Genomic DNA, 21,866 nt, shown 5'->3' with positions numbered 1-21,866 from the left:
TCTTTACTCTTGGGTATTTTAGGCTTGCTTAAGCTTATTGCAGCTACTTAGCTATAGCTGGCATTCATTACCAATCAAGTCCATAATCAGATTTGTCCCGAAGCCAGCTCTTAACAAAATCAACAATAGACAACAGGTATATCCGGCAGTAGTTCTCAGGTATAGGATCATTATATTTCCTTTCGTTGCGCTTGAAATGCGTCTTGTTGCGTGTTTTAATAAAATTGTTGCAAAAACAATTTCATATTATCCAAAATAATAGCGTTATTAGTATTCTATTTAAGACATTATACAAACTAATTTATGTTCAAAAAATTCAGTCTGGGCCTATTGGCATTGGTCGGTGCGTTATCCATTGCGAAAGCACAGGACAAGAAAGATTTTGTAAAATACATCAATTCCCAGCATGATTGGGTGGATGCCGTATTTAATACCTTGACACCAAAGGAAAAAGTGGCTCAGTTGTTCCTTGTACGCGCGCATACCAATCTCGGTCAGAAATATATTGATTCCGTTGCACAGGTTGTTCAGGATGAGCAACTGGGGGGGCTTGTCGTTTTTCAGGGCGGTCCCGTACGGCATGTGGATATGTTCAATCGTTATCAGTCTGTATCCAAAGTGCCCTTGTTGGTCACATTTGATGGCGAATGGGGGCTAGGTATGCGTATGCCGGATTCTACTTTATCATTCCCTTATCAGATGACACTCGGAGCTGTGCAGGACAATCAATTGATCTATCGCATGGGACGTGAGGTTGCGCTGGATTTTCACCGTATCGGTATGCATTTTAATTTTGCACCAGATGTGGATATCAATAACAACCCCAAAAATCCGGTCATCGGTATTCGTTCTTTTGGCGACAATAAATATAATGTCACCCAAAAAGCAAAAGCCTATATGGACGGTATGGTGGATGGTGGTATTTTGGCTTCCATTAAACACTTCCCGGGACACGGTGACACAGATGTCGATTCACACCATGACCTGCCTAAACTTCCGTTTGATAAAACCAGATTAGATACGTTGGAACTCTACCCTTTCAAAGAACTTATTAAAGCGGGTGCGCCAGCAGTTATGGTTGCGCATATGAATATCCCTGTCTTGGATGATACGCCCAATATGCCATCTTCGATTTCTAAAAAAGTCGTTACAGATCTTTTGCGGAATGAACTTGGTTTTAAGGGTTTAACAGTAACTGATGCCATGGATATGAAGGGTGTCAAAAAATTCTTTCCGAATGGAGAAGCCGATGTTCAGGCCATTGTGGCAGGGCATGATCTGCTTGAGGTATCCGAAAATAGCAAACGCGCTATTGACCTTATTTTGAAAGCAATTGAATCGGGTCGGATCTCGCAGGCAGATATCGATGCACGCGTGAAAAGAGTACTGGCAGCTAAACTATGGCTAGGTTTGGATAAATACCGGGCAACCCCACAACAGAATCTGTATGCTGACTTGCATCGCGCATCTGCAGTTCAGTTGATTGATCAACTATCCGATGCTGCTATTACAGCCCTTAATTCGACGGAAAAACTGAAATCGTTTAAAAAGGATCTACCTACAGCGATTATTAATGTCGGTGTTGCTGCCAATCAAACATTCCAGAACGAACTGGCAGCGGGATTGACAAATGAAACACAGTATTTTGTGCCAGACAGCTTGAGCAAAGATGATATGAAACGTCTGGTGAAGGAAATCAAGAAAAACAAACAATTCATCATCGCTGTCCACGACACGCGGTTACGTCCTCGCCCGACCATGCAGCTAAATGAAAATGTGCAGAAGCTGATGAAAAAATTTGCAAAGAAATCCATCTTGACCCTATTTACAAATGTATATGCGTTAGATGGCGTAGAAGCATCCAAGAAAGCAAAGACAATTTTGCTGGCTTATCAAAATGATGCTTTTATGCAAAAGGCTGCTGCCAAAACCTTATTGGGGCAAAATGTCCCTAAAGGAAAATTGCCTGTTACCATCAATAAAAAATTCAAATACGGACAGGGCAAATAAGATCGCCTTAAAATCACACCAATAAAAGAGCCCTTCCGGAGCAGCTTGCTGTTATCAGCATTCTGATCTGGAAGGGCTCTTCTTATGTTTTGTCAATGCCGATCGTTCAGACGAAGATTAGCTCTCCCCATCTTCCTCCCGACTGTCAGAAGGACGACTCTCATTTTTCATCCGGTCTATTGCGGTGACTACATATTTATAACGTTGATTCTGTTTGATGTCATCATCCGTATACTGGAGTTTATCGGCATCGTATGTGATAAAGATGATTTTGCCCGGATCTTTGATATTGACGCGCTCACCTACGACAAATCGATAGACAACATAGCCATAGGCCGATTGACCGTCACTGGCCACATCCGGTTTCTGCCAAAAAAGTGTATTCATTTTTCCGTTGGCGGATGATTTGACGAGCAAGCCGAAAGGAGCATTGGGCGGAATACTGTCCAACCAAGGCATTGTGGGGGGCAAAGCGGGGCTACGATACAAGTCATTTCGCATGGAATCCTGTAATCCCGCCAAATTGTCCATGAGCGATTTGGAACTGAAGTATATACTTCCTTCGACATCATGTTCTTCGCGTAGGTGACGCACCTGTCGGGGGATCTGGCTTTTGTCAGTCCACCCCGTCTTTTTCTCTGTTACGCGGTAGGCTCCATGCCCCACATAAAAATGCCGACCATAGGTATGTCGCTGCCACCAGGATACCAGCACCTCATAGGCGGCTGCACGGTTTTTAAAGGGGAAGTAAATCTGTGGATTGATATAGTCAATCCAACCCTCCTGCATCCATTTTACGCCATCCGCATAGAGTTCACGATAAGCGCTTAGCCCGCGTGTTTCCGAACCGATGCTATTGTTTTCCTTATTGTCCCATACGCCACATGGGCTGATGCCATATTTGACATAAGGTTTTATTCTTTTGATCGCGATACCAAGGTCACGTACAAGCATGTTCACATTATTGCGTCGCCAGTCTTCAATATTTTCGATGCCATTATGATACTGGGCAAAAGTCAGCTGATCCGGTACGGTTGTATTCCGGCTATCGGGGTAAGGGTAAAAGTAATCGTCAAAGTGTATCCCGTCTACATCATAGTTCTTTACAACATCCATAATGACATCGATGATATACTTACGGACATCCGGTAGTCCTGGGTTGAAAAGCTTTTTTCCGGCGTAAGTAAAGAACCATTCGGGATGACGTTTGGTAATATGATCATCGGAGAAATGTGCAGGATTGAGTGTGGTTGAGGCCCGATAGGGGTTGAACCAGGCGTGCAATTCCATTCCTCTTTTGTGTGCCTCCGCAATCGCAAATTCTAAAGGATCATAAAATGGTGCCGGAGCCAGTCCCTGCTTCCCGGTCAGGTACCTGCTCCAGGGTTCACGGCCTTTGCCGTAAAAAGCATCCGCTGCAGGGCGTACCTGTAGAATAATGGCATTTAGCCCCGCACTGCGGTGCTGGTCCAAAAGATCAATAAATTCCTGCTTTTGCTGGGCAACATTATTGCCCGCTCTGACCGAAGGCCAATCTATATTACCTATGGTTGCAACCCATACACCACGAAACTCTCGCTTGGGTATTTGTTGGGAATATGTTCTAGTCGAAAATAAACAGACAAAAAAGGCAAAAAAAGAATATAAATATGTTTTTCCTGTCATTCTATAAATAGTAGCCAACAAAGATAGGGAAGCATTTCTTACTTTTTCCCTAAAAAATGTAAGATGTTTGTTGGATACTTGTTAAAAGAATGTCAGCTTGGTTTTCAAATTGATAATAATACAAATACAGGTAACATTGTACACTTATTTGTGCTAATTTAGATGCGGTTTTCACAAAAGCTAGGAAAAGCGAGCTGACCGCAACAATAAAGATTATGAGCAAAGAACAAATATCCGTTTTTGATATGTTTAAGATTGGTATCGGACCATCCAGTTCGCATACCTTAGGACCTTGGCGTGCAGCCCAGCAATTTACCCATGTTCTCAAGACAAGAGCTGTATTGCATGAGGTGGAGCAGGTCAAGATTTTGCTTTATGGATCTTTAGCCAAGACCGGTGCCGGACACGGTACAGATATCGCTGTTCTGCTCGGACTGAGCGGCGATGATCCAGTTACCTTCGATGTAGATCAGGTGACACCAAAGGTAGCGCATATCAAAGCGGTAGGCGAACTGGAGGTTGCGGGTGAGCGTACGATCCCATTTTCCTATCCGGAAGACCTGCTGTTTTTGTACACAGAGAGTTTGCCCTTCCATCCAAATGCGGTCACTTTTCAGGCTTTCCTGTCAAATGGCAAAGCCATTACGGAGACCTATTATTCAATCGGAGGTGGATTTGTCGTTCAGGAAAATGATACTGAAAGCGTATTGTCCGAAGTAGATCTCCCTTTTCCGGTGGATACCGCACAGGAACTGCTGCACTGGACCATGAAAACCGGCTTGAAAATATCCGAACTTGTTCTTGAAAATGAATGTGCATGGCGGGAGGAAAGTGAAACTGTTGCTGGGGTCCTGAATATCTATAAAACCATTTACGAGTGTATCTATCGTGGCTGTCACACTGGCGGTACTTTACCAGGAGGCTTGAATGTGGAACGCAGAGCTGCAAAATTAAATAAGAAATTAATGCAGGGGCGTAGCTACCAAGATTATGAATCATGGGTAATGGCCATTCGTGAAGGTGGGCAGAATTTTCAATATATCCTGGACTGGGTAAGCTGCTTTGCACTTGCCGTCAACGAAGAAAATGCGTCTTTCGGGCGTGTGGTTACCGCTCCCACCAATGGTGCTTCAGGGGTTATACCCGCAGTTTTACAATATTATATTACTTTCCATGATGGGATGCGGGAAAATAAAATTGTACAGTTTATCCTGACCGCTTCGGAAATAGGTTCCATCTTTAAAAAGAATGCAACCATTTCAGCCGCTATGGGTGGCTGTCAGGCCGAAATTGGCGTCTCTTCAGCAATGGCTGCCGGTGCGTTGACAGAAGTACTGGGTGGCTCACAACGGCAGGTGCTGATGGCGGCAGAGATCGCCATGGAACATCACCTCGGATTGACCTGCGATCCGATCGGGGGACTGGTACAGATTCCTTGTATCGAACGCAATACCATGGGGGCAATAAAAGCGATTACGGCAGCTCAGCTGGCTTTGCAGTCAAATCCCGACAAAGCCAAAGTAAGTTTGGACACCGTGGTCAAAACCATGTGGGAGACCGCTTTGGATATGAATGCCAAATATAAAGAAACAGCAGATGGAGGTTTGGCGGTCAATATCCCATTGAGTTTGCCGGAATGTTAAGGTTCAACTGAGTGCTCTTGTTTTTTGTATCTTTGCTGCAGTAGAATATATATTCATAAATAGTATACGCGAATGAAATATTGTGCAATCGCCTCCGGGAGTAATGGAAACTGTTATTATATCGCCAAAGATGATTCGGCTATCTTGATTGATGCTGGCATCAACAGTAAACATATCCATCTCAGGATGTACAATCTCGGGATCATTCCGACCCAGATTAAAGCAATTTTTATTACGCACGAACACTCCGATCATATCCGAGGACTGTCTGTTTTTGCAAAAAAATACAATCTACCCGTGTATATCACAAAGGGAAGTTATGAAGGATCCAGACTACACTTGCCGCCCCACCTTGTCAATATCATTGCGTCCAATGAGGAAGTTGAAATAGGAGGGTTAAAAATTTATGGGATTCCCAAATATCATGATGCAAAAGAACCCTGTAGCTTCCTTGTCTCGGATGGCGTTCATAATATAGGTGTGCTGACCGATATCGGGCGGCCCTGTGAAAATGTGCAGCATGTGATCCAACATTCCGATATCCTATTGCTGGAATCCAATTATGATGAGGATATGTTGCGTACCGGAAGATATTCCTATTTTTTGAAGAACAGGATCAGCAGCGGATGGGGGCATCTTTCGAATCGGGTTGCGGTTGAACTATTCAACCAATATAAAACCGATCGTCTCAAACATCTGATCTTAACGCATCTTTCCGGTGAAAATAATACGGTCGATCTCGTTCATGCGACTTTTGAACCCCATTGTGGGAATATCAAACTTCATGTGGCCACGCGGTACCAGGAAACGGAATTGTTTGACATTACCCACATCTTAAAGAAACAGGTGGTTTTATCAGCTACAGCTGTCCTGGATAATTAAACTAAGCGCTGTTTCTAAAGCGCCCGTCAGCCTAAATAAAGACAATCCCTATTTTCACTTTTATTGCAGATTCCGGTCTGCTATGGTTGCTGCTAAATGACAGACTGTTCACGCTCAGCAATCTGCTACCGCTCCGATATGGGACAGCCTAGGGAAGCTGCCCGATATGTAGGCCAACTGATTTATTTGATTCGGGTTTTGTAAGTTTTGTTTTACAGCTTGATTTAACAAAAGGTCAATGAAAACCTCAAAACTGAAAAAAATAAAATATACTTGATATCCAAATAATTCCTTTTATATTTGCTTTGTTTTTAATCAGTCTAAATTATTCGAAAAAGATTTACAGGTTGGATTGAAAACAGACACCATGCAATAGACGGCAATCTATCACATGGTGTAAAAGCTAAAGACAGCGGCAACTGCCTTTAGCCGACTGAAGCAGCTCGCTGCTCCGGTTGCTTCCGATATAGGATATGGAAGAACTTGCAAGATAACGAAATTTGCGGTTTTATTCGTTAACCGGATTTTTTTTATCTGTGAGCTCCTCCATAATAAGTTGAAAAACTAGACGCATCAATCAACATATTATGAAAATTTTAACTTCGCTCTTTACATTCCTTACAGTATTGTTCTACTGTAACAGCAGTTCCGCTCACGCACTTTGGATAGAATCCGCTCCTCGCGGTACAGTCAATCAGTCGCATGAGGTAAAAGTCTATTATGGTGAATATGTGACCAATGAAAGAGATCAGATTGAAAAATGGTATTCTGATGTAAAGGATTTCACCTTGTTATTATATGTTCCGGGAAAAGCGCCTGTTCAAGTGCAATTGACCAATAAAGGCGACCATTTCAGTGGTTCATTCCAACCGACCGAACAAGGAACCTACTTTTTATCGATCGTCAAGGCACCGAAAGATCTAGGTGGCCAGACAAAATATGAGTTTTCTTCCTTAATGCCCGTTGTTATTGGCAAATCAAGCAAATTGGACTATAGTACATTAAAAAATCCCTTGCAGGTTGAGTTGCTCAATTCCGCCGATGCAAAAAAAGGAGCTAGCCTCCAGGCTAAGATAACCAGCGAAGGGAAAGTCGTTCCCAATGCCAAAGTATCTGTTTTCTCGTCCACAGGCTGGGGAAAAGAGTTTGTAGCTGACGCCAATGGTATTATTACATTTGATGCCCTCTGGTCAGGTGCTTACGTACTCGAAGCAAGCACATTTGTTGAGAAAGCAGGTGAGCATGAGGGAAAACCCTACGCATCATCTTGGCAGGGAAGTACAACCTTTCTTGAAGTAAAATAAAAATTGATACCTACAAATCAGATGGATTCATTTTAAATCTCACATTCAAAATGAATCCATTTATCACATATCTACCAGTGAAATACACATGAATAAAACTTTATCCTTTCTAGCTATTCCGATGATCAGCTCAATTTTTTCTGTGGCACAGGCGCAGAGCAAATTGAAGATTGACGGTATCCTTGTCAATGAAAAATCCGAACCTATTTCGGGTGCAACAATTAAACTATCGCCTACAGGCGTGACCACCAGTACAGATGCTGAAGGGCGCTTTATTTTCTATAAACTCGCGGCGAATACATATACCATCGAGATCAAAGCTTTTGGTTACAGCAAACAGACGATGACAGCGGTCCTCAGCGGTGAAGACAGTCATTTGGGTGAAATTAAACTCAGTGACCAGTCTGAGGCTATTGATGAAGTAGCCGTTTATGGAAAATATTATCAAAATTATAAATTTGACAGTATATCCGGATCACTGCGTCTAAAGACGCCTATCTTGGAATTGCCACAAAATATCCAGGTAGTCTCATCGGATTTGATGGCTGACCAGCAGGTTTTTGATATTGTCGACGGGATCACCCGTAATATCAGTGGCGCGACACGTCAGGGGCACTGGGACAATCAATATGCCAATATACGTATGCGCGGATCCAAGATCCCTGCCTTTCGTAATGGAATGAACATCGAAGCTTCTTGGGGGCCTACTGCTGAAGATGTCAGCATGATCGAACGTATTGAGTTTGTCAAAGGTCCGGCTGGTTTTATGTTGGCCAGCGGAGAGCCGGGAGGTTTCTACAATGTGGTAACCAAAAAGCCAACAGGTCATACCAAAGGATCGGTTACCCTTAATACCGGAAGTTTTGATCTCTACCGTGGGGCTGTGGATCTGGATGGAAAAATTACCAAAAACAATAAGTTGCTTTATCGTCTGAACGTAGCAGGGCAGAAGAAAAAGTTCTTTACAAAATACAATAATAGCAATCGTCTTGTCATCGCTCCGGTATTGACCTATAATATCGATTCGCTGACTGCTATCACGGCAGAATACACCTTTCAGGGATCTTCTTACCTGAGCAACGGAAATTATACCTTTTCGCCCAAGGGCTTTGCCGACCCAGGGATTGCCAACGACTTTTTCTACGGTGATCCGGGGATGGAGCCTGGGAAGCTTAGAGACCATAGCGCCTATCTCTATTTTGATCGAAAACTTAGCCAAAAGTGGAAATTCCACGCCCAGGCAGCTTATTTTAATTTCGACATGAAAGCAACCAGTACCTGGTTGAACTATATGACAGCGGCAGGGGATATGCCGCGCTATTATAGTACAGCTGATGAGCATGGTGAAAATAAATTTGGACAGTTCTCCTTCAATGGTGAAGAGCGGACAGGAAGTATTAGACACCGGATACTGGCAGGTGTGGATTATGGCAATAAAAAATTCTGGGGTGATTTCAGTTCATTGTTGCCAAGCATCCCCGGTGATCCTTTAAATGTTTATAATCCTGTTTATGGTATTCCGGAATCTGTCTTTCCCAAAGTTGACCGCACCTTGGACATTAAAGAACGGGCACAAGGGCAAGCCTATGTGACAAGTTCGTCCTATACATCCTTTTATGTACATGATGAGATGGCATTCCTTGCGGATCGCCTTAAATTATCTTTGGGATTACGTTTTACTTCATCCAGTGTGGTTTCAAAAACAGGGGCTGATCCCACAAAGGATAAGGTGTGGAGCCCACGTGTAGGATTAAACTATTTAGTGACTCCTTCAACAAGTGTTTACGCCCTGTTTGACCAGTCCTTTGTACCTGTACCGGGAACTGATTGGGAAGGCAATGCTTTCAAGCCTATACGCGGCAATAGTATGGAAGCAGGTGTGAAGAAGGAATGGGGTGGCGGAAAATGGATATCTACATTAAGTGCTTATCAGATCAAACGCAAGAATGCAACAGCTACAGACTTTGACCATCCGCTTCCCAATGGCGGGGGTTATTTCATGATGCAGCTGGGTGAGACAACGACCAAAGGAATTGAGTTTGATATCACGGGTGAAATTGTTAAGGGATTAAATGTCAATGCGAATTATGCATTGACTGACTCTAAAATTTCAAAAGATACTAAACCAGAAAATATAGGGAATATAACCCCTAATACCGCAAAGCATACTGCGAATGCATGGGTAACCTATCGTTTGCAAAAAGGCCCACTAAAAGGTGTTGGTTTTATTGGGAGTGTTCAGGGGATGTTTGATCGCGCTATTGGCGCCACAAAAGAGTCTAATTTTAAAAATTACTTACGCACGGATGGCGGTATTAGCTATCAACACAACCGATATAATATCTCGCTTATGGTCAACAACCTGTTGGACAACCGGAAGCTAATGACTGCCGGATCAACAACTGCGAAAAATGCTAAAATTGAGAACAGTGTTATGTACTATACTTACATCGTCGAGGCAAGACGCAACTTCCGCCTAGGTTTAACCTACAAGTTTTAATTGAGCGACTTTATTAAATTATTTATACGATGTATAGCACACTTTTAATAATCATACTTATTGGCGCTTACCTTTTTTACAACTGCAGTAAAAAAGTGAAGTTCCAGCATAGGCCCGAATGGTTAAAAAAACTTTGCGCGCAGACACATTCTGTGCGCATCTTGAGTATGGTGTTGCTGCTACTCCCATTTGGGATTATTCTTTATCTACAGGGGCTCGGCGCAGGATTCTTTGCTTTTTTTGCCTACGTCATGTGCATGATGAGCCTGGTCGTTCTATTGAACCCTTACCGTTATTTAACAGGCTACCGGGTATTCGGATTGTACGCCCTGAGTCTCTGTGTCGAATTTTTGATATGCTAAAGATTTCTTATGCCAGCAAATAAAAAATACCTGAGTTCGCCCTTTCAACGATTCCTGAAGATTACCGCCGGATTTATCGGTGGCTATGTGGTTATGCTTTCTTTTCATGTATTGCTGACCAGCTTTTTTGATAAAAAAGATGTTGTTATGACCGCCGGGATCAGTGGTTATCTCCTTTGGGCTGTGCTGATGCTCCTGGCCTTTCTTTCCAAAAGCGGATGGAAAATATGGGGGATTTATATACTCCTCGCAGCAGTGTTTTCGTTGCCTTATTTGTTAAAGATGTAATCGATCATGAACAACAGAAATTACAATATCTATTTTAATACCCATACCATAAGCGGTATTATCATCTGCGCGCTGCTGTATGTGATATTTTTCGCGGGCTCTTTTGCATTCTTTAGAAATGAAATTGCAGCCTGGCAAAATAATGCTTCGTATGCAACTTACAAGGAAGATCATCAAAGTTTTGACAAGCTTTTGGATTCCCTAAAGGGAGAAACTAACCTACACGGACGTGATATTAACTTTTATATGCACCGGGAGGCAACTTCTGCTTATGTGGGGTACACGGCTTCAAACGACACGATACTCAACAAGGAAAATTTATCCAAGATAACGCCTGAACAGAAAGCGGAGAAAAAGAAAGGCCGGAGACGGCGAGGTGGCGATGATGACTCGAAAAATTTTACCTATAATTTTGTCAATCAAAAAGTGGGGGACTATGCGCAGAACTATGATATGGGCGAGTTTTTATTCCGCTTACATTTTCTGGCCCAGCTCAATCAAGTACCTATTAGCGTAGGAATAGCCCCATTCGGGTATCTCGTCGCAGGAATTACCGCCTTTATCTTTTTATTTGCATTGATAACAGGTCTATTATTGCATTGGGATAAATTAGTATCCAACTTTTTTGTTTTTAGACCATTCAGTAAATGGAAAACTGTCTGGACGGATATGCATACTGCCCTGGGGGTGATCGGCTTTCCCTTTCAGTTTATTTTTGCTGTGACGGGAACATTTCTGATCGTCAATTCGGTTCTGGCGCTCCCCTTCAGCAAATTGCTGTACGCGGGGGATCAGCAAAAAATGTATCAGGATATTGGTGTATCCGCCAATGAGGATTATGCGTATAGTTATAAACCCCTGAATGGCGATGTGAAAATCGCTCCCTTTCTAGATATGGCGAAGACCAAGTGGCCGGAAAGCGAGTTTCATCGTATTATTGTAAAAAACTATGCGGATTCCAATATGCATGTTATCATGTTGCTCGAACCGCATTATAACAGCAGCTTTGCCGGATCCGGGATACTGACCGTGAAGGTGGCCGATAATAAAATTATTGAGGAGAAATCACCGTTGACGGGAGCAAACTATGGTGACTACGTACGAAGCATTATATATCGTCTGCATTATGGTGACTTTGGTGGATATCCACTCAAAATGGTCTATTTTATCTTAGGCGTCATGGGCTGTTTGGTTATAATTTCGGGAATTCTGATCTGGTTGGTTGCGCGGAATAAAAACAATGTCATCCCAAGGAAACGCAAATTCAATTTTTGGGCCGCAAATGTCTTTACAGCGATCTGTTTGACGATGCTGCCGGTCACAGCGATAACATTTATTGCCATTAAGATCAGTCCCAAAGTTGATCAGGATTTTATCTATAAGGTCTACTTCTATGCATGGTTGGTTCTGTCACTTTACTATATCATTCGCCGGAGTATAAGAAGGACAAACCGCGAAACGCTATTGGTCGGCAGTATCCTCGCGTTTATTATTCCTATAGCCAATGGTCTGGTCACCCATAATTGGTTTTGGAAAACATTTGTGAATGGACAACGCGACCTATTTGTTGTCGATTTTCTTTGGTTAATGATCGGTATTATTGGGCTATTGGCCTTTTATAAGACAAAAAAGTTCTTTCAGAACATTCAGTAATTAGAAGGCGTCCTTTTAGGACGCCTTCATTATTTTGGCGATTTTTTTAACCTCCTTTGCGAATTTGTACGCTAAGCTTTCGCAGGTAAATGCGGCGAAAGCTCTCAGAGCAAATTTGATTTCAGGTCATATATTGATTGTCGTTGGGAAGGTATCCATTCCGTCGTGTAAAATATATGCTTAGGGCTGCTTGAATAAAGCAGCCCCTAAGCATATCTGAGATGTGTCTAAGGCATCCGTGATATATTTTTCGCATTGCACAATGGTTGGGATGTGTTCGGACACTGTTGCAATGAGGTCCGACGGTTTAGCCAGAGCTAGCCCGAACAAGCGGTAGACAGGCAGTGGACAAATTCGCCCCAGGTTAACCCTTTATTCGGCAAAGCTTCAGCAGCTGGTCGGCATTTTGTCGAAGGTTTGTCGAAGGTTTGTCGAAGGTTTGCCGAAGCGCAGTCGAAGAACAGTCGAACAGCAGTCGAAGAATTGTCGGACAAATCCCGAAGCAGTCCCGTCTCTGTCTTCTTGCTGTTTCGAAGCGGATACGAGGCGTAGCCGAATAACAATCAAACAATCGCCGAAGCACAGTCGAATCATAACCGAATAGCTCCCGACTGTCTGATAGATATCTTTGTCAAGTGATGATAACGAGGTTAACAGGGATTCATTTAAATGACAGCTTTAAAAAATCGGCCCAATCGCATCAGGTCATGCGCGGTTTTTTCGTTCCAGTCGACGGCATAATTCAGCCGGATACAGTTTTTAAACTGATCATGTTGTGTAAACATTCGGCCTGGCGCAAAGCTCAATTTCTGTTTCAGTGCGTAATCATATAGTACAGTAGAATCAATTTTTGGATCCATTTCCAGCCAGAGCATAAATCCGCCTTCGGGCTGTGACATTTTTGTATTCTCCGGGAAATGAGCCTCGATACTTTTTCTAAAATTGATATAATTGCTATACAACTTCTTTCTAAAGGTATTCAGGTGATGGTCATAACGACCGATTTTTAGAAATTTGGCCACCGCTTCCTGATAGATAGCTGGTTGCGAGATGGTCTGGATCAACCGTTGTTTGAGGATCTTGTCTTTGTATTGTCCGGGTTCGACCCATCCGATCCGAAAACTTGGTGCTAATACCTTGGTGACAGATCCGCACCACATGACCAGGCCTTCCTCATCAAAATATTTACAGGGTTTGGGACGCGAAGAGCCGAAATAAATATTTCCGTAGAGATCGTCTTCAATCAATGGAATATGATGGAAAGCGAGCAGTTTGACAAGTTCTTTTTTATGTTCATCCGGCATCAGCGCACCCAAGGGGTTACTGAAATTGGAAACAAAGCAGCATACATCGATTTTATGGATCACCTTTTTCAGCGCGTCCAGTTCAATGCCCGTAATGGGATGGGTCGGTATCTCAATGGTTTTTAATCCCAATAACTTGAACGCCTGGATAAAGCCAAAATATAGGGGACTTTCCACGGCAATGGTGTCTCCCGGTTGGGTCACCGCACGCAGGCAGCTATAAATGGCATTCATGGCTCCGGAGGTGATAATCAGATCTTCATCACTGATCTTTCCTTCCAGTACGAGCGACCATTTGGCGATCTCTTTACGCAAATTCGGACTCCCTTGTACCTGACCATATTGATCGCCGTAATCGTGCAGCTCGTGAACCGTCTCCAGAATACATTTATTGAGTTTCTGAATCGGAAGTAACGAGGAACTGGGCAATCCGAGAGAGAATCGTGTGATCTCCTTATCCTCCAGGGAGTGAAAAACTTTATCAATCAATGTCGCAGGATCCTGTTTCTTCTCATCAGTCTTAAAAGTTGAAACGGAGGGGATAGACATCCGGCGCTGTCCTGCCAGACTGACAAAAAAGCCCGATTTAGGTCGTGACTCGATCAGGGATCTACTCTCAAGTTCCATGTAGGCATTTTTTGCCGTATTTAAGCTTACATTATACAATTTCTGTGCACTACGGACAGAAGGTAGACGATCTCCGTAGGTCAAAGAGCCATTTTTGATCTGGTTCTCTACGATGTTCGCAATTTTCTTATATAATTGTTGCTGTTCCATGTTTACACTAATTTACTGTTTCCGCTTGGATTTACCCAATCGTGAAAATAACGGATTCCCCTTTTTAGTGATTCTTCGTCGCCAAACATATTTAACAGCTGCTGTTCGAAATAAGCCTGCGCTTTGCGCTTAAATACCGTTGATAAGTCTTCGGAAACTTCGGTTCGATAAGAAATTTCAACAGTAAGGTTGTTGTTTTCGGAGACTATAGCAGAAGAAACAGCTGCTATTTCCTCGTTTTGTGCAAGCAAGAGAAAAGGCATGCGCAACAGGTTTTTGCTGCTCACTTCGGGATGAGCTTTTTTCAGTTGGGAGAGATCAGAGAGAGCAACCTGTCTGATGGAATACGATTGATGTGCTGTAGTCGACATGGCAATAAATCTTTTTGCTAATTTAGAAAGGGTACAGGTCGGATTTGAGGTACAGAATCAAATAGAAATGAGGGTACAGATGAAAAAGTGAAAAAATATGACGGGGAATGGATGGTTTTTAAGGCCCATTTAAGATATTTATAATATGGTCTGGGAAATAATAATAGTTGGAACCCTTTGGGCTTGTTATTTAATCCGAACCACGATGAAAGTTATAATAACAGGGGCCACAGGGATGGTCGGAGAAGGTGTTTTATTGGAATACCTTCAAAATTCTTCGCCCCTTCGGCAGTGTTGTCCCTGCATGAGGTGGGACGGGCGATGATTCATGCCGTGGAGCGGGATAATGTGAAAAACATATTGGAAATCAAAGATATCAGCGCTTTGGCTCAATAGCGAGGACGCTGCAGCATCTTCGAACCTATTTCCATTTCCAGTCCAGCTCCTCCTGATAGGCGATATGAAGGCGTTGGCTGAGCGCTGTCAGGAAAGCTTTAAATTCGGCGGTATCTTCGATCTGCTGTTTTGGGAAAAACAGTTGATCCGCCATTTTCAGTTTGATAAAAAAAGCGAAAGCCGTTTCGGTCATATATTCAAACTGATCGTATTGATATTTGGACTCCATTTGTTTGCTTTTGATCTGGAGATAATTATCTTCAAAGCTGATTGTGTGTAGAATACCGATTCGATTCTGGAATTCGGGGCTTTTGACATATTTGGTGAAATAGCGCTTATAGTATATCCCGAGATATTTCGGAAAGAAAAGAAAGGCGATTACGCTAACTATGATAATCAAAATTGCCAGTGGACGCTCATAGTAGAAAAATGGAATGGATAGTATCAGCATGAGCAGCATAAACATGAATCTTGATTTTTTGCGTGCTTTGACGATTTGGGGTGATTTGGACATGCTGAACAATAATGCATCCAGTTGATCTTGCTCGGAAAGGGTTAGTTGAAGTTCTTTCATAATTTAAATGTATTAAATTGGTAAGATAATCGGAATATTTCCGATTATCTGCAAATAATTTGACATGTTTTGTTTTTTGCAGCAGCGGAAAACCGATAATATTGGGTTGGGATTGCTCGCTGAACGAGCTTCTAGTGCTTGGCGAAACTTGGTAAGAATCATTCTATTCACCAAAAGTAATGCTTTTTGGTGAGTTCATTCACTAAAAAGCATTACTTTCAGTGAATGGGGTGGTAGGATTTAGATTCCGAGATTGACTAAATGTAGCTTGACGTACATAGGTATCTATTCTATTTTCTCCACCTGAATAGCGCTTGAAATTTTCCCAAAATAATCTTCCATCTCTTCGTTACATCTTTCGATAAACAGCTTTGTAAGTTCCTGTAATCTTATAATGGCGAATGGATCTCCCTTATAGTTCGCGTTATATCTAAATTCCTGTTGGGCTTTGATAATTTCTTTAAACAGTTTAACATGGTCGCTGTTGTTCAGGCAAAAGGTCGCGTGTGCTTCCGGAACAATTAATCGGCAAAGATTCATTAAAAAGGGGAGCCCAACAGTTTGAGGTTTGTATTGAAGGATTGTATTGATAACACCGAGACAGGTTTGTTCTAAAACTTGTGATAGCGAATGATATACGGCTTCAACTCCAAAAGACCAATCCTCTTCAAAAGCATAGTAAAGGCAGCGGGCGTTATTGTAGCGGTTTCGCCATTGTTGACGTGCATAATCCAGGTCAAGTTGAGGAGCGACAATAGAGTCAGGGTTGATATTTTCGATTATTGTATTTTGGAACCAGATATCACCGACTTTTATGAGGGATAAGAAGAAGGGATGGCCTTTGGAAAGTTTTTTGATAAAGTGTGCTGTCTCTTCAGTGACCAAGGTCAGTGACACATTTTTCGGCAGCAGATCCATTGTCTTTTGTTGTAGGTTGGCGAGGTCTGTATTTAGGCTGTCATAGGCAATAAAGAGGTAGTAAGCATGCGTTATCTGGTCTTCTTTATTGTTTTGGAGCGGGCTATTGTACTTATGTTGATCAGAATGATAACCGAAGCAGGCAACTAGGGAAGGGGAACAATATAACTCCAGCGTATTTAATATTAGATCGCGGTAGTTACTGTTACATTTATTTGTGTTGTAAATAACAATGTTATTTTTGGATTTTTCAATCTCCTTGTGCTGAATTTCTTTCTTGCTAAGTTTTTCTCTGATTTCTTCGAATAAAAGATTGGAGTAATCGTAGATCCAGTTTAAAGCGTTTATGGCAATTTGGTAAGCTGTTTCTAATAGACTTTTGTTGATCGTATAATCTTGATTGTAACGATAACCAACATAGGCCTCATCAATCTTTTCAAGTGCTTTTTTTCCCTCTTCGCTGTCTGTCAATTTGGCCAATTTAGAGTCAAAAGTTTTGAGATGGGCTATGGTACCTCTAAGTGAATGTGATTTCCTTTCATCGTTTAAGAGAAGCTTTTCTGCGGTTCTTAGAGAGAGCTCGATGGCCTGATGGAGCATAAAGGCTGCGTGTGCATGGTTGTTGCTATCCAGATAGAAAAAGTGTCCATCTATAAACGATCTGATTTTACTTTTCTCTTGATCGATATATGATCTGGTTCTTTCGATAACCTCAGCTGGAGCATATTTGGGTAATACAAGTGGTATTTCTTGAACAGGATTTTGATAAATGCGATTTTCTGATTGATAAATAAGATAGGTACGGCCCAATCCTTGGTCGAGTTTCTTTTGTATCTCATGGGTGAAGTGTATTTTGACGTATAGGTCTGGGTGATTCTTGATGATCTTGTTAATCGCGCCGAGAGGATCTATACATCGAATTGCTGTATTTGACAAGCGGTTAATCTGAAGTATTTGATATTTCTTGCCATCGTGGTCATACGTCCAGTGATAGATTTCATCGACGGCAATAGCGCGAAGGATAGCTTCGATGATTGGAGTGAGTTCGGTGTTCATAATCGATTGGTGTATTGTTGTTATTTGGTTAGTCTATCGCCTATTGTCCTAATTTAGGAGCAAGTCGACTTTCGGAGTGAAAGTGCTCTTAATTAGCTACAGTATCTAATATTTCAATCTCATTTTCGTATGCTAGTATATAAGCTAGTTCAACTATGTTGATCAAAATATCGTAAATAAGCAAAGTTTGATTTGAAAAGTCTTCATTGGCGTATGCTTCTTTAGATAATCCATATTCTAACCAGTCATATAAGATTTCGTCCCATTCTATTTTGGTGTATTGATTGATCAACTTGGCAATGGAAAGAAATAGATCTTCGAGTTGTTCAGTGTTTGTGTGGCTTAGATGAAATTTATCATCGTTGTTTACAACGGTAATTGTCGCTGTATCACGGATGAGTATTTGTTGATTTGGATCTTTGGCTACATAGTCGATCTTTCTTAAATCGGCTTCATTACGAAACATTTCTAGTAGGGAATAGATACAGGAATAATTGAATAATAGAGTTGATCCACCGTAGTAAGGGCTTTCTTGGCCCACAGACCAAAAGCAGTTTTCTGTGATGGCTGCTCTATGCCAGTATTTTATATGTTCCTTCCATCTATCGAGGCATCCGTGAGAAAAGAAGTCTTGAACTGCTTTTATTGAAAAAGGCTGAGGCGCTAACCAGGGCGGTAAGGTAACTTGCTTTTTTAGACTAAATATTTCGTTTTCTACTGCGTCATCGAAGGATCCCTCTTTTGTCTTTATGTTGTCGGTCTGTTCCAAAGATGTTTGGTCTTGGTTTTTCTCACTTTCAATCTCTTCTTGATTGTTTGTACTATTGTCCGGAAGCGATTTGTTCTCATATATTTTATGCAGCGATATAGCCAATCTTTGTAATAATTCCCTAGTCGCAAGGATTTCCTTGCCTACATTTCCCAGAAATTCGCCATTTCTATCGCTCATATTTATCCAAATTTCGTCTAAAACTTCGTACCATTGTCCTAACGATTGGAATGAGAAAAATCGGCTGATCTCATCTTCTGGCGATTCAATGTCATTTACACTGAGACATTCCCCTGATACGTAATTCCAATAGTCGGAATCACATTTAAAAAAGTCCAATGGATTTTTTAGCTTTTTCAAACTGCATTTTTTAAAAATAACATAGGCTATTTCAACAAACGTAATCAGTTTTTTTGTATTGTAACCCAGATTTGAATAAGGGCTATTCATTTTTGCATTTGAAGCAGCATTGACGAGCAGGTTTATATCCTTGACAAAATAGTGAACGTATGTTTCTTGTTCAAAGAATTCCTTGAGATATTTCAGTGGATCTGCAATATACTCCTTGCTTAAATAGCGAAAATGTTTCGCTTTTAGTTTCTTTTGCGTATTTTTCATGCTAGGAAATGTTTTTGGTTAAATATTGTGTTTATAATTATCATCTGTTAAGCTAATTTAAGAACTATATTTCATCAAAACAAATTTATAATATTAAAATTTTCGGAAATGAGTTCTATTTTGAAGAGAATTAAGATTGTTTCAGAAAAAGAGGGGATAAGTGTGTCCGCTTTGGAAGCATCAATCGGGGCTAGTAAGGGTGTTTTTACACGCGCACTGGCAAATAATACTGATGTTCAAGCTAAGTGGTTAGTCAATCTTGCTGAAAAATATCCCAAATATTCATCAGAATGGTTATTGAGAGGAGAGGGGGAGATGCTTAAGCCCGTTTTAGTGAAGGAAGATGAAGAAACTTATCTAACACCTGAATTGGAGAGAATCACGAATGGGGAGATTAATACGTTAAAACAATTGATCGCTTCTCAAAATATCACTATTAAATCTCAAGAGAAGACAATTATGTCTTTGGAGAGATTATTGTCATCTTTGGAGCATGAGATTGAATCGCTGCGGAAATAAATAGATTCTAACGGGAAATTTGAGTTTTCTTATTGGAGGCGGAGCTCATTGGCTATGTTTTTCATGGGAATAAGTAGTTGAATCGCTTGGGATCAATACACGTCTGTGAATCTCGTCTTTTGCGGAGATAAACCCCTTCACAAATTGGAAGTTTGGTTTGCGGTTTGGTTTAAAATAATAGCGTCTTAAAAATAGAATAATTGTGAACGTAAAAGAACGTGTATTGCTGATCGCTGAAAAAAAGGGTATCAGTAAAACTGAATTTTTTAAAGATGTGGAGCTTTCCTATGCCAATTTTAAGGGCGGTCAGAAAAATACGGCCCTCAGTTCGGATGCAATGATTGCGATATTGACCCGCCATCCGGATATTAGCCCTGCCTGGCTATTGATGGGGGAAGGTAAAATGATGCGCGCTGCGGAGACCGTTAGCCCTGAACCACAGATGGCCGCGAGCAGTTCCGAAGGTTCGTCAGTTTCCAAACAATTGGTCTCCGCACTGGAGCAGATAATCAAGGCGCAGGAAAAGACCATTTCCGCGTTGGAGGGACAGGTGGAACTGCTGAATCGCAAGTAAGAAACCGGAGAGATACTGCGTTAGCTCCGATGAGCATTCTTTTTCTTCAACGGAGATATTCTTTACCCCAAGAGCCTTTAAAACAACAATTATCTTTTTTTCCGAAGAATTAGCAGCGTGCTCAAATGAAAATACTGCTGTTGTCATCATGTTTACTTGTTAAAATTGGGATTGTGTAACTTATGCTTCGATGCAAAGATAGGAAAGCTATTTTTCGTTAGTAAAACCACTTCGTTATAGAAATCGGGACGGATAAATTCTACGTTCGCGAAATAGCTGATTATAGTGATTTCCTTGGCCTTCTTTTTGCCTATTTTTGTTAAATATCAGAAATGCTATTATTCAGCTAAAATATTGAGCTGTGCTGCTCGCTGCGATGGTTTTCAATAGGTTTAGCCGACTTTGATGGATGTCTGATCGCTATTAAAAGAAATGAAGCTATATGTTTAGAAAAGTATTATTCCTGTGCTGTATCCTATACAGTTGTTTTGTGAACCGAAGCATGGCGCAGCCAGCGGGCGAACGGCCGGTGTATACATCCAAGTGGGGTTATCTCTATCGGGAGGCTGGGGAGAACAATGATCCTTTGGGGATATTTGCCACCGAAGCGCCGATTTACCTGCTCGACTCGACCAATAGGCAGTATAAGGTGCAGGTCAGCAATGGCGATATCGGCTTTATCGACCGGCAGCCGCTAAAGACATTTATGGACGGGAAAAAATCTGCGGACGAACCTGCACAGTATTTTTATCGCGGTGTTGAAGGTCATCAGTGTCCGCATTATTATGTACAGGTATCCGAACTGCGTGTCCGTAAGGCGCCGACAACGGCTAGCGCCGCTGTGCGCCGAGCACCGCTTAATGAGTTGCTGTGCATTGATTATGTGCCTTTATATACCGACGGCTGGGTGTATATCGGCGATCATTTTCATGAGAACCCTGAGTATGTGCAATTGAAATTTTTAGGTTCCGCTCTGACTTACGATAAAGTCCTGCAGGATTATTTAGCGGTAAAAGGTAAGGATCAAGAAAAAGAACTGGTTCAGGTGGGAAGATTGCGGGAGCTGGCCTGGCGGGAAGAGAAAAACTTAAAACAGGCCTTTTCCTATTGGAAGGAATCTTATGCCGCCTATGGGGTGAATAATCCGAAAGTCGATATTGATTTTGAATTGCTGCTGGCCAGCAAGCTGGATAAAAAGCCGGATTTTGAGGCGTATGAAAAAAAGATGAGGGCGTTGAACCTGCATTTTATCTGGAAAGGGGTATCGCTCATGGACGGAGAGATCAAGGATGCGCAGATGAATCAATTAAAGATGCAACGTGTTGCCGAGATACCCAATATGCCCGAATGTGGCTGGGAACCGCGATACTATTATAAAACCCCGAATATGATCGTGGCATTTGAAGAGAATTACAAAAAGAAGGTTGTTGGAACGGTCTATAAGCTATATTTTACGGATGGTGAGATCTTGGTGATAGGCCATGAACGTATGGATGCCAATTACACTGAAAGAGATTTTATCAATCATTTTGGTGATATGGTCTCCGCAAATATGATCGAGGCACCCCATGTGTACCGTCTTCAGAATGGCGATGCAGGGCAACTGATCATCACCTTCAAAGATGGTAAACTGTATAGCTACGATTGTATGTACTATTGTTAATCGCAGCATAGGGGACTAAA

Annotated in this window: 17 protein-coding genes; 11 read left to right on the top strand and 6 right to left on the bottom strand. The window is 41.9% G+C overall.

Annotated features, from left to right (window positions below; all coding sequences use genetic code 11):
• Positions 1-303 precede the first annotated feature (303 nt).
• The gene (locus BWD42_RS14995) at positions 304-2,010 is read left to right on the top strand and encodes a glycoside hydrolase family 3 protein (RefSeq protein WP_077437207.1); all 1,707 of its coding nucleotides are present in this window, start codon (positions 304-306) and stop codon (positions 2,008-2,010) included.
• Positions 2,011-2,127: 117 nt separating this feature from the next.
• On the opposite strand, the gene BWD42_RS14990 is transcribed toward BWD42_RS14995, so the two are convergent.
• Complete coding sequence (locus BWD42_RS14990) at positions 2,128-3,675, bottom strand: glycoside hydrolase family 10 protein (RefSeq protein WP_077437206.1); 1,548 nt, start codon at positions 3,673-3,675, stop codon at positions 2,128-2,130.
• A gap of 215 nt (positions 3,676-3,890) precedes the next feature.
• On the opposite strand from BWD42_RS14990, the gene BWD42_RS14985 reads away from it, so the two are divergent.
• From BWD42_RS14985 to BWD42_RS14960, 7 genes are all read left to right on the top strand, one after another.
• Positions 3,891-5,318: an L-serine ammonia-lyase gene (locus BWD42_RS14985; RefSeq protein ID WP_077437205.1), complete on the top strand. Its 1,428-nt coding sequence runs from the start codon at positions 3,891-3,893 to the stop codon at positions 5,316-5,318.
• A gap of 72 nt (positions 5,319-5,390) precedes the next feature.
• Complete coding sequence (locus BWD42_RS14980; RefSeq protein WP_077437204.1) at positions 5,391-6,200, top strand: MBL fold metallo-hydrolase; 810 nt, start codon at positions 5,391-5,393, stop codon at positions 6,198-6,200.
• Between the two features lie 587 nt (positions 6,201-6,787).
• Complete coding sequence (locus BWD42_RS14975; protein WP_077437203.1) at positions 6,788-7,504, top strand: DUF4198 domain-containing protein; 717 nt, start codon at positions 6,788-6,790, stop codon at positions 7,502-7,504.
• Positions 7,505-7,592: 88 nt separating this feature from the next.
• Positions 7,593-10,004 (top strand): TonB-dependent siderophore receptor, encoded by a 2,412-nt coding sequence (locus BWD42_RS14970; protein WP_077437202.1) that lies wholly within the window; start codon positions 7,593-7,595, stop codon positions 10,002-10,004.
• Between the two features lie 29 nt (positions 10,005-10,033).
• On the top strand, positions 10,034-10,366 hold the full coding sequence (locus BWD42_RS24515; protein WP_139351174.1) for a hypothetical protein: 333 nt from the start codon (positions 10,034-10,036) through the stop codon (positions 10,364-10,366).
• A gap of 9 nt (positions 10,367-10,375) precedes the next feature.
• Entirely contained in the window at positions 10,376-10,654 is a 279-nt protein-coding gene (locus tag BWD42_RS14965) for a hypothetical protein (protein ID WP_077437201.1), read from the top strand.
• 6 nt (positions 10,655-10,660) lie between these two features.
• Entirely contained in the window at positions 10,661-12,307 is a 1,647-nt protein-coding gene (locus BWD42_RS14960) for a PepSY-associated TM helix domain-containing protein (protein WP_077437200.1), read from the top strand.
• A gap of 665 nt (positions 12,308-12,972) precedes the next feature.
• On the opposite strand, the gene BWD42_RS14955 is transcribed toward BWD42_RS14960, so the two are convergent.
• The 5 genes from BWD42_RS14955 to BWD42_RS14935 all read right to left on the bottom strand — a co-directional run bounded on the left by BWD42_RS14955 (position 12,973) and on the right by BWD42_RS14935 (position 19,090).
• Positions 12,973-14,388, bottom strand: a complete 1,416-nt coding sequence (locus BWD42_RS14955) for a PLP-dependent aminotransferase family protein (RefSeq protein ID WP_077437199.1) — start codon at positions 14,386-14,388, stop codon at positions 12,973-12,975.
• Between the two features lie 2 nt (positions 14,389-14,390).
• Entirely contained in the window at positions 14,391-14,759 is a 369-nt protein-coding gene (locus tag BWD42_RS14950; protein WP_077437198.1) for a hypothetical protein, read from the bottom strand.
• A 421-nt stretch (positions 14,760-15,180) separates the two neighbouring features.
• Positions 15,181-15,729, bottom strand: coding sequence for a YcxB family protein (locus tag BWD42_RS14945; RefSeq protein WP_077437197.1), 549 nt, complete (start codon positions 15,727-15,729; stop codon positions 15,181-15,183).
• A gap of 285 nt (positions 15,730-16,014) precedes the next feature.
• The gene (locus tag BWD42_RS14940) at positions 16,015-17,703 is read right to left on the bottom strand and encodes a HEPN domain-containing protein (RefSeq protein WP_077437196.1); all 1,689 of its coding nucleotides are present in this window, start codon (positions 17,701-17,703) and stop codon (positions 16,015-16,017) included.
• An 88-nt stretch (positions 17,704-17,791) separates the two neighbouring features.
• Complete coding sequence (locus BWD42_RS14935; RefSeq protein ID WP_077437195.1) at positions 17,792-19,090, bottom strand: hypothetical protein; 1,299 nt, start codon at positions 19,088-19,090, stop codon at positions 17,792-17,794.
• Between the two features lie 108 nt (positions 19,091-19,198).
• Between BWD42_RS14935 and BWD42_RS14930 the strand changes: the two genes are divergently transcribed.
• The 3 genes from BWD42_RS14930 (at position 19,199) to BWD42_RS14920 (ending at position 21,846) form a co-directional block, all read left to right on the top strand.
• Positions 19,199-19,609, top strand: a complete 411-nt coding sequence (locus BWD42_RS14930; protein WP_077437194.1) for a hypothetical protein — start codon at positions 19,199-19,201, stop codon at positions 19,607-19,609.
• A 202-nt stretch (positions 19,610-19,811) separates the two neighbouring features.
• The gene (locus BWD42_RS14925; RefSeq protein ID WP_077437193.1) at positions 19,812-20,183 is read left to right on the top strand and encodes a hypothetical protein; all 372 of its coding nucleotides are present in this window, start codon (positions 19,812-19,814) and stop codon (positions 20,181-20,183) included.
• 442 nt (positions 20,184-20,625) lie between these two features.
• Positions 20,626-21,846, top strand: a complete 1,221-nt coding sequence (locus BWD42_RS14920; protein WP_139351173.1) for a hypothetical protein — start codon at positions 20,626-20,628, stop codon at positions 21,844-21,846.
• Positions 21,847-21,866: the final 20 nt, after the last annotated feature.

This window comes from Sphingobacterium sp. CZ-UAM, assembly GCF_002000245.1.
Taxonomy (GTDB): domain Bacteria; phylum Bacteroidota; class Bacteroidia; order Sphingobacteriales; family Sphingobacteriaceae; genus Sphingobacterium.
The sequence above is the reverse complement of the archived record's forward strand: the minus strand, read 5'-3'. Positions and strand labels throughout refer to the sequence as shown.

What these genes read in the sequence shown, in the direction of transcription:
- BWD42_RS14995 (WP_077437207.1), top strand. Translation starts at nt 304, where the DNA reads ATGTTCAAAAAATTCAGTCTGGGCCTATTGGCATTGGTCGGTGCGTTA.
- BWD42_RS14990 (WP_077437206.1), bottom strand. Translation starts at nt 3,675, where the DNA reads ATGACAGGAAAAACATATTTATATTCTTTTTTTGCCTTTTTTGTCTGT.
- BWD42_RS14985 (WP_077437205.1), top strand. Translation starts at nt 3,891, where the DNA reads ATGAGCAAAGAACAAATATCCGTTTTTGATATGTTTAAGATTGGTATC.
- BWD42_RS14980 (WP_077437204.1), top strand. Translation starts at nt 5,391, where the DNA reads ATGAAATATTGTGCAATCGCCTCCGGGAGTAATGGAAACTGTTATTAT.
- BWD42_RS14975 (WP_077437203.1), top strand. Translation starts at nt 6,788, where the DNA reads ATGAAAATTTTAACTTCGCTCTTTACATTCCTTACAGTATTGTTCTAC.
- BWD42_RS14970 (WP_077437202.1), top strand. Translation starts at nt 7,593, where the DNA reads ATGAATAAAACTTTATCCTTTCTAGCTATTCCGATGATCAGCTCAATT.
- BWD42_RS24515 (WP_139351174.1), top strand. Translation starts at nt 10,034, where the DNA reads ATGTATAGCACACTTTTAATAATCATACTTATTGGCGCTTACCTTTTT.
- BWD42_RS14965 (WP_077437201.1), top strand. Translation starts at nt 10,376, where the DNA reads ATGCCAGCAAATAAAAAATACCTGAGTTCGCCCTTTCAACGATTCCTG.
- BWD42_RS14960 (WP_077437200.1), top strand. Translation starts at nt 10,661, where the DNA reads ATGAACAACAGAAATTACAATATCTATTTTAATACCCATACCATAAGC.
- BWD42_RS14955 (WP_077437199.1), bottom strand. Translation starts at nt 14,388, where the DNA reads ATGGAACAGCAACAATTATATAAGAAAATTGCGAACATCGTAGAGAAC.
- BWD42_RS14950 (WP_077437198.1), bottom strand. Translation starts at nt 14,759, where the DNA reads ATGTCGACTACAGCACATCAATCGTATTCCATCAGACAGGTTGCTCTC.
- BWD42_RS14945 (WP_077437197.1), bottom strand. Translation starts at nt 15,729, where the DNA reads ATGAAAGAACTTCAACTAACCCTTTCCGAGCAAGATCAACTGGATGCA.
- BWD42_RS14940 (WP_077437196.1), bottom strand. Translation starts at nt 17,703, where the DNA reads ATGAACACCGAACTCACTCCAATCATCGAAGCTATCCTTCGCGCTATT.
- BWD42_RS14935 (WP_077437195.1), bottom strand. Translation starts at nt 19,090, where the DNA reads ATGAAAAATACGCAAAAGAAACTAAAAGCGAAACATTTTCGCTATTTA.
- BWD42_RS14930 (WP_077437194.1), top strand. Translation starts at nt 19,199, where the DNA reads ATGAGTTCTATTTTGAAGAGAATTAAGATTGTTTCAGAAAAAGAGGGG.
- BWD42_RS14920 (WP_139351173.1), top strand. Translation starts at nt 20,626, where the DNA reads ATGTTTAGAAAAGTATTATTCCTGTGCTGTATCCTATACAGTTGTTTT.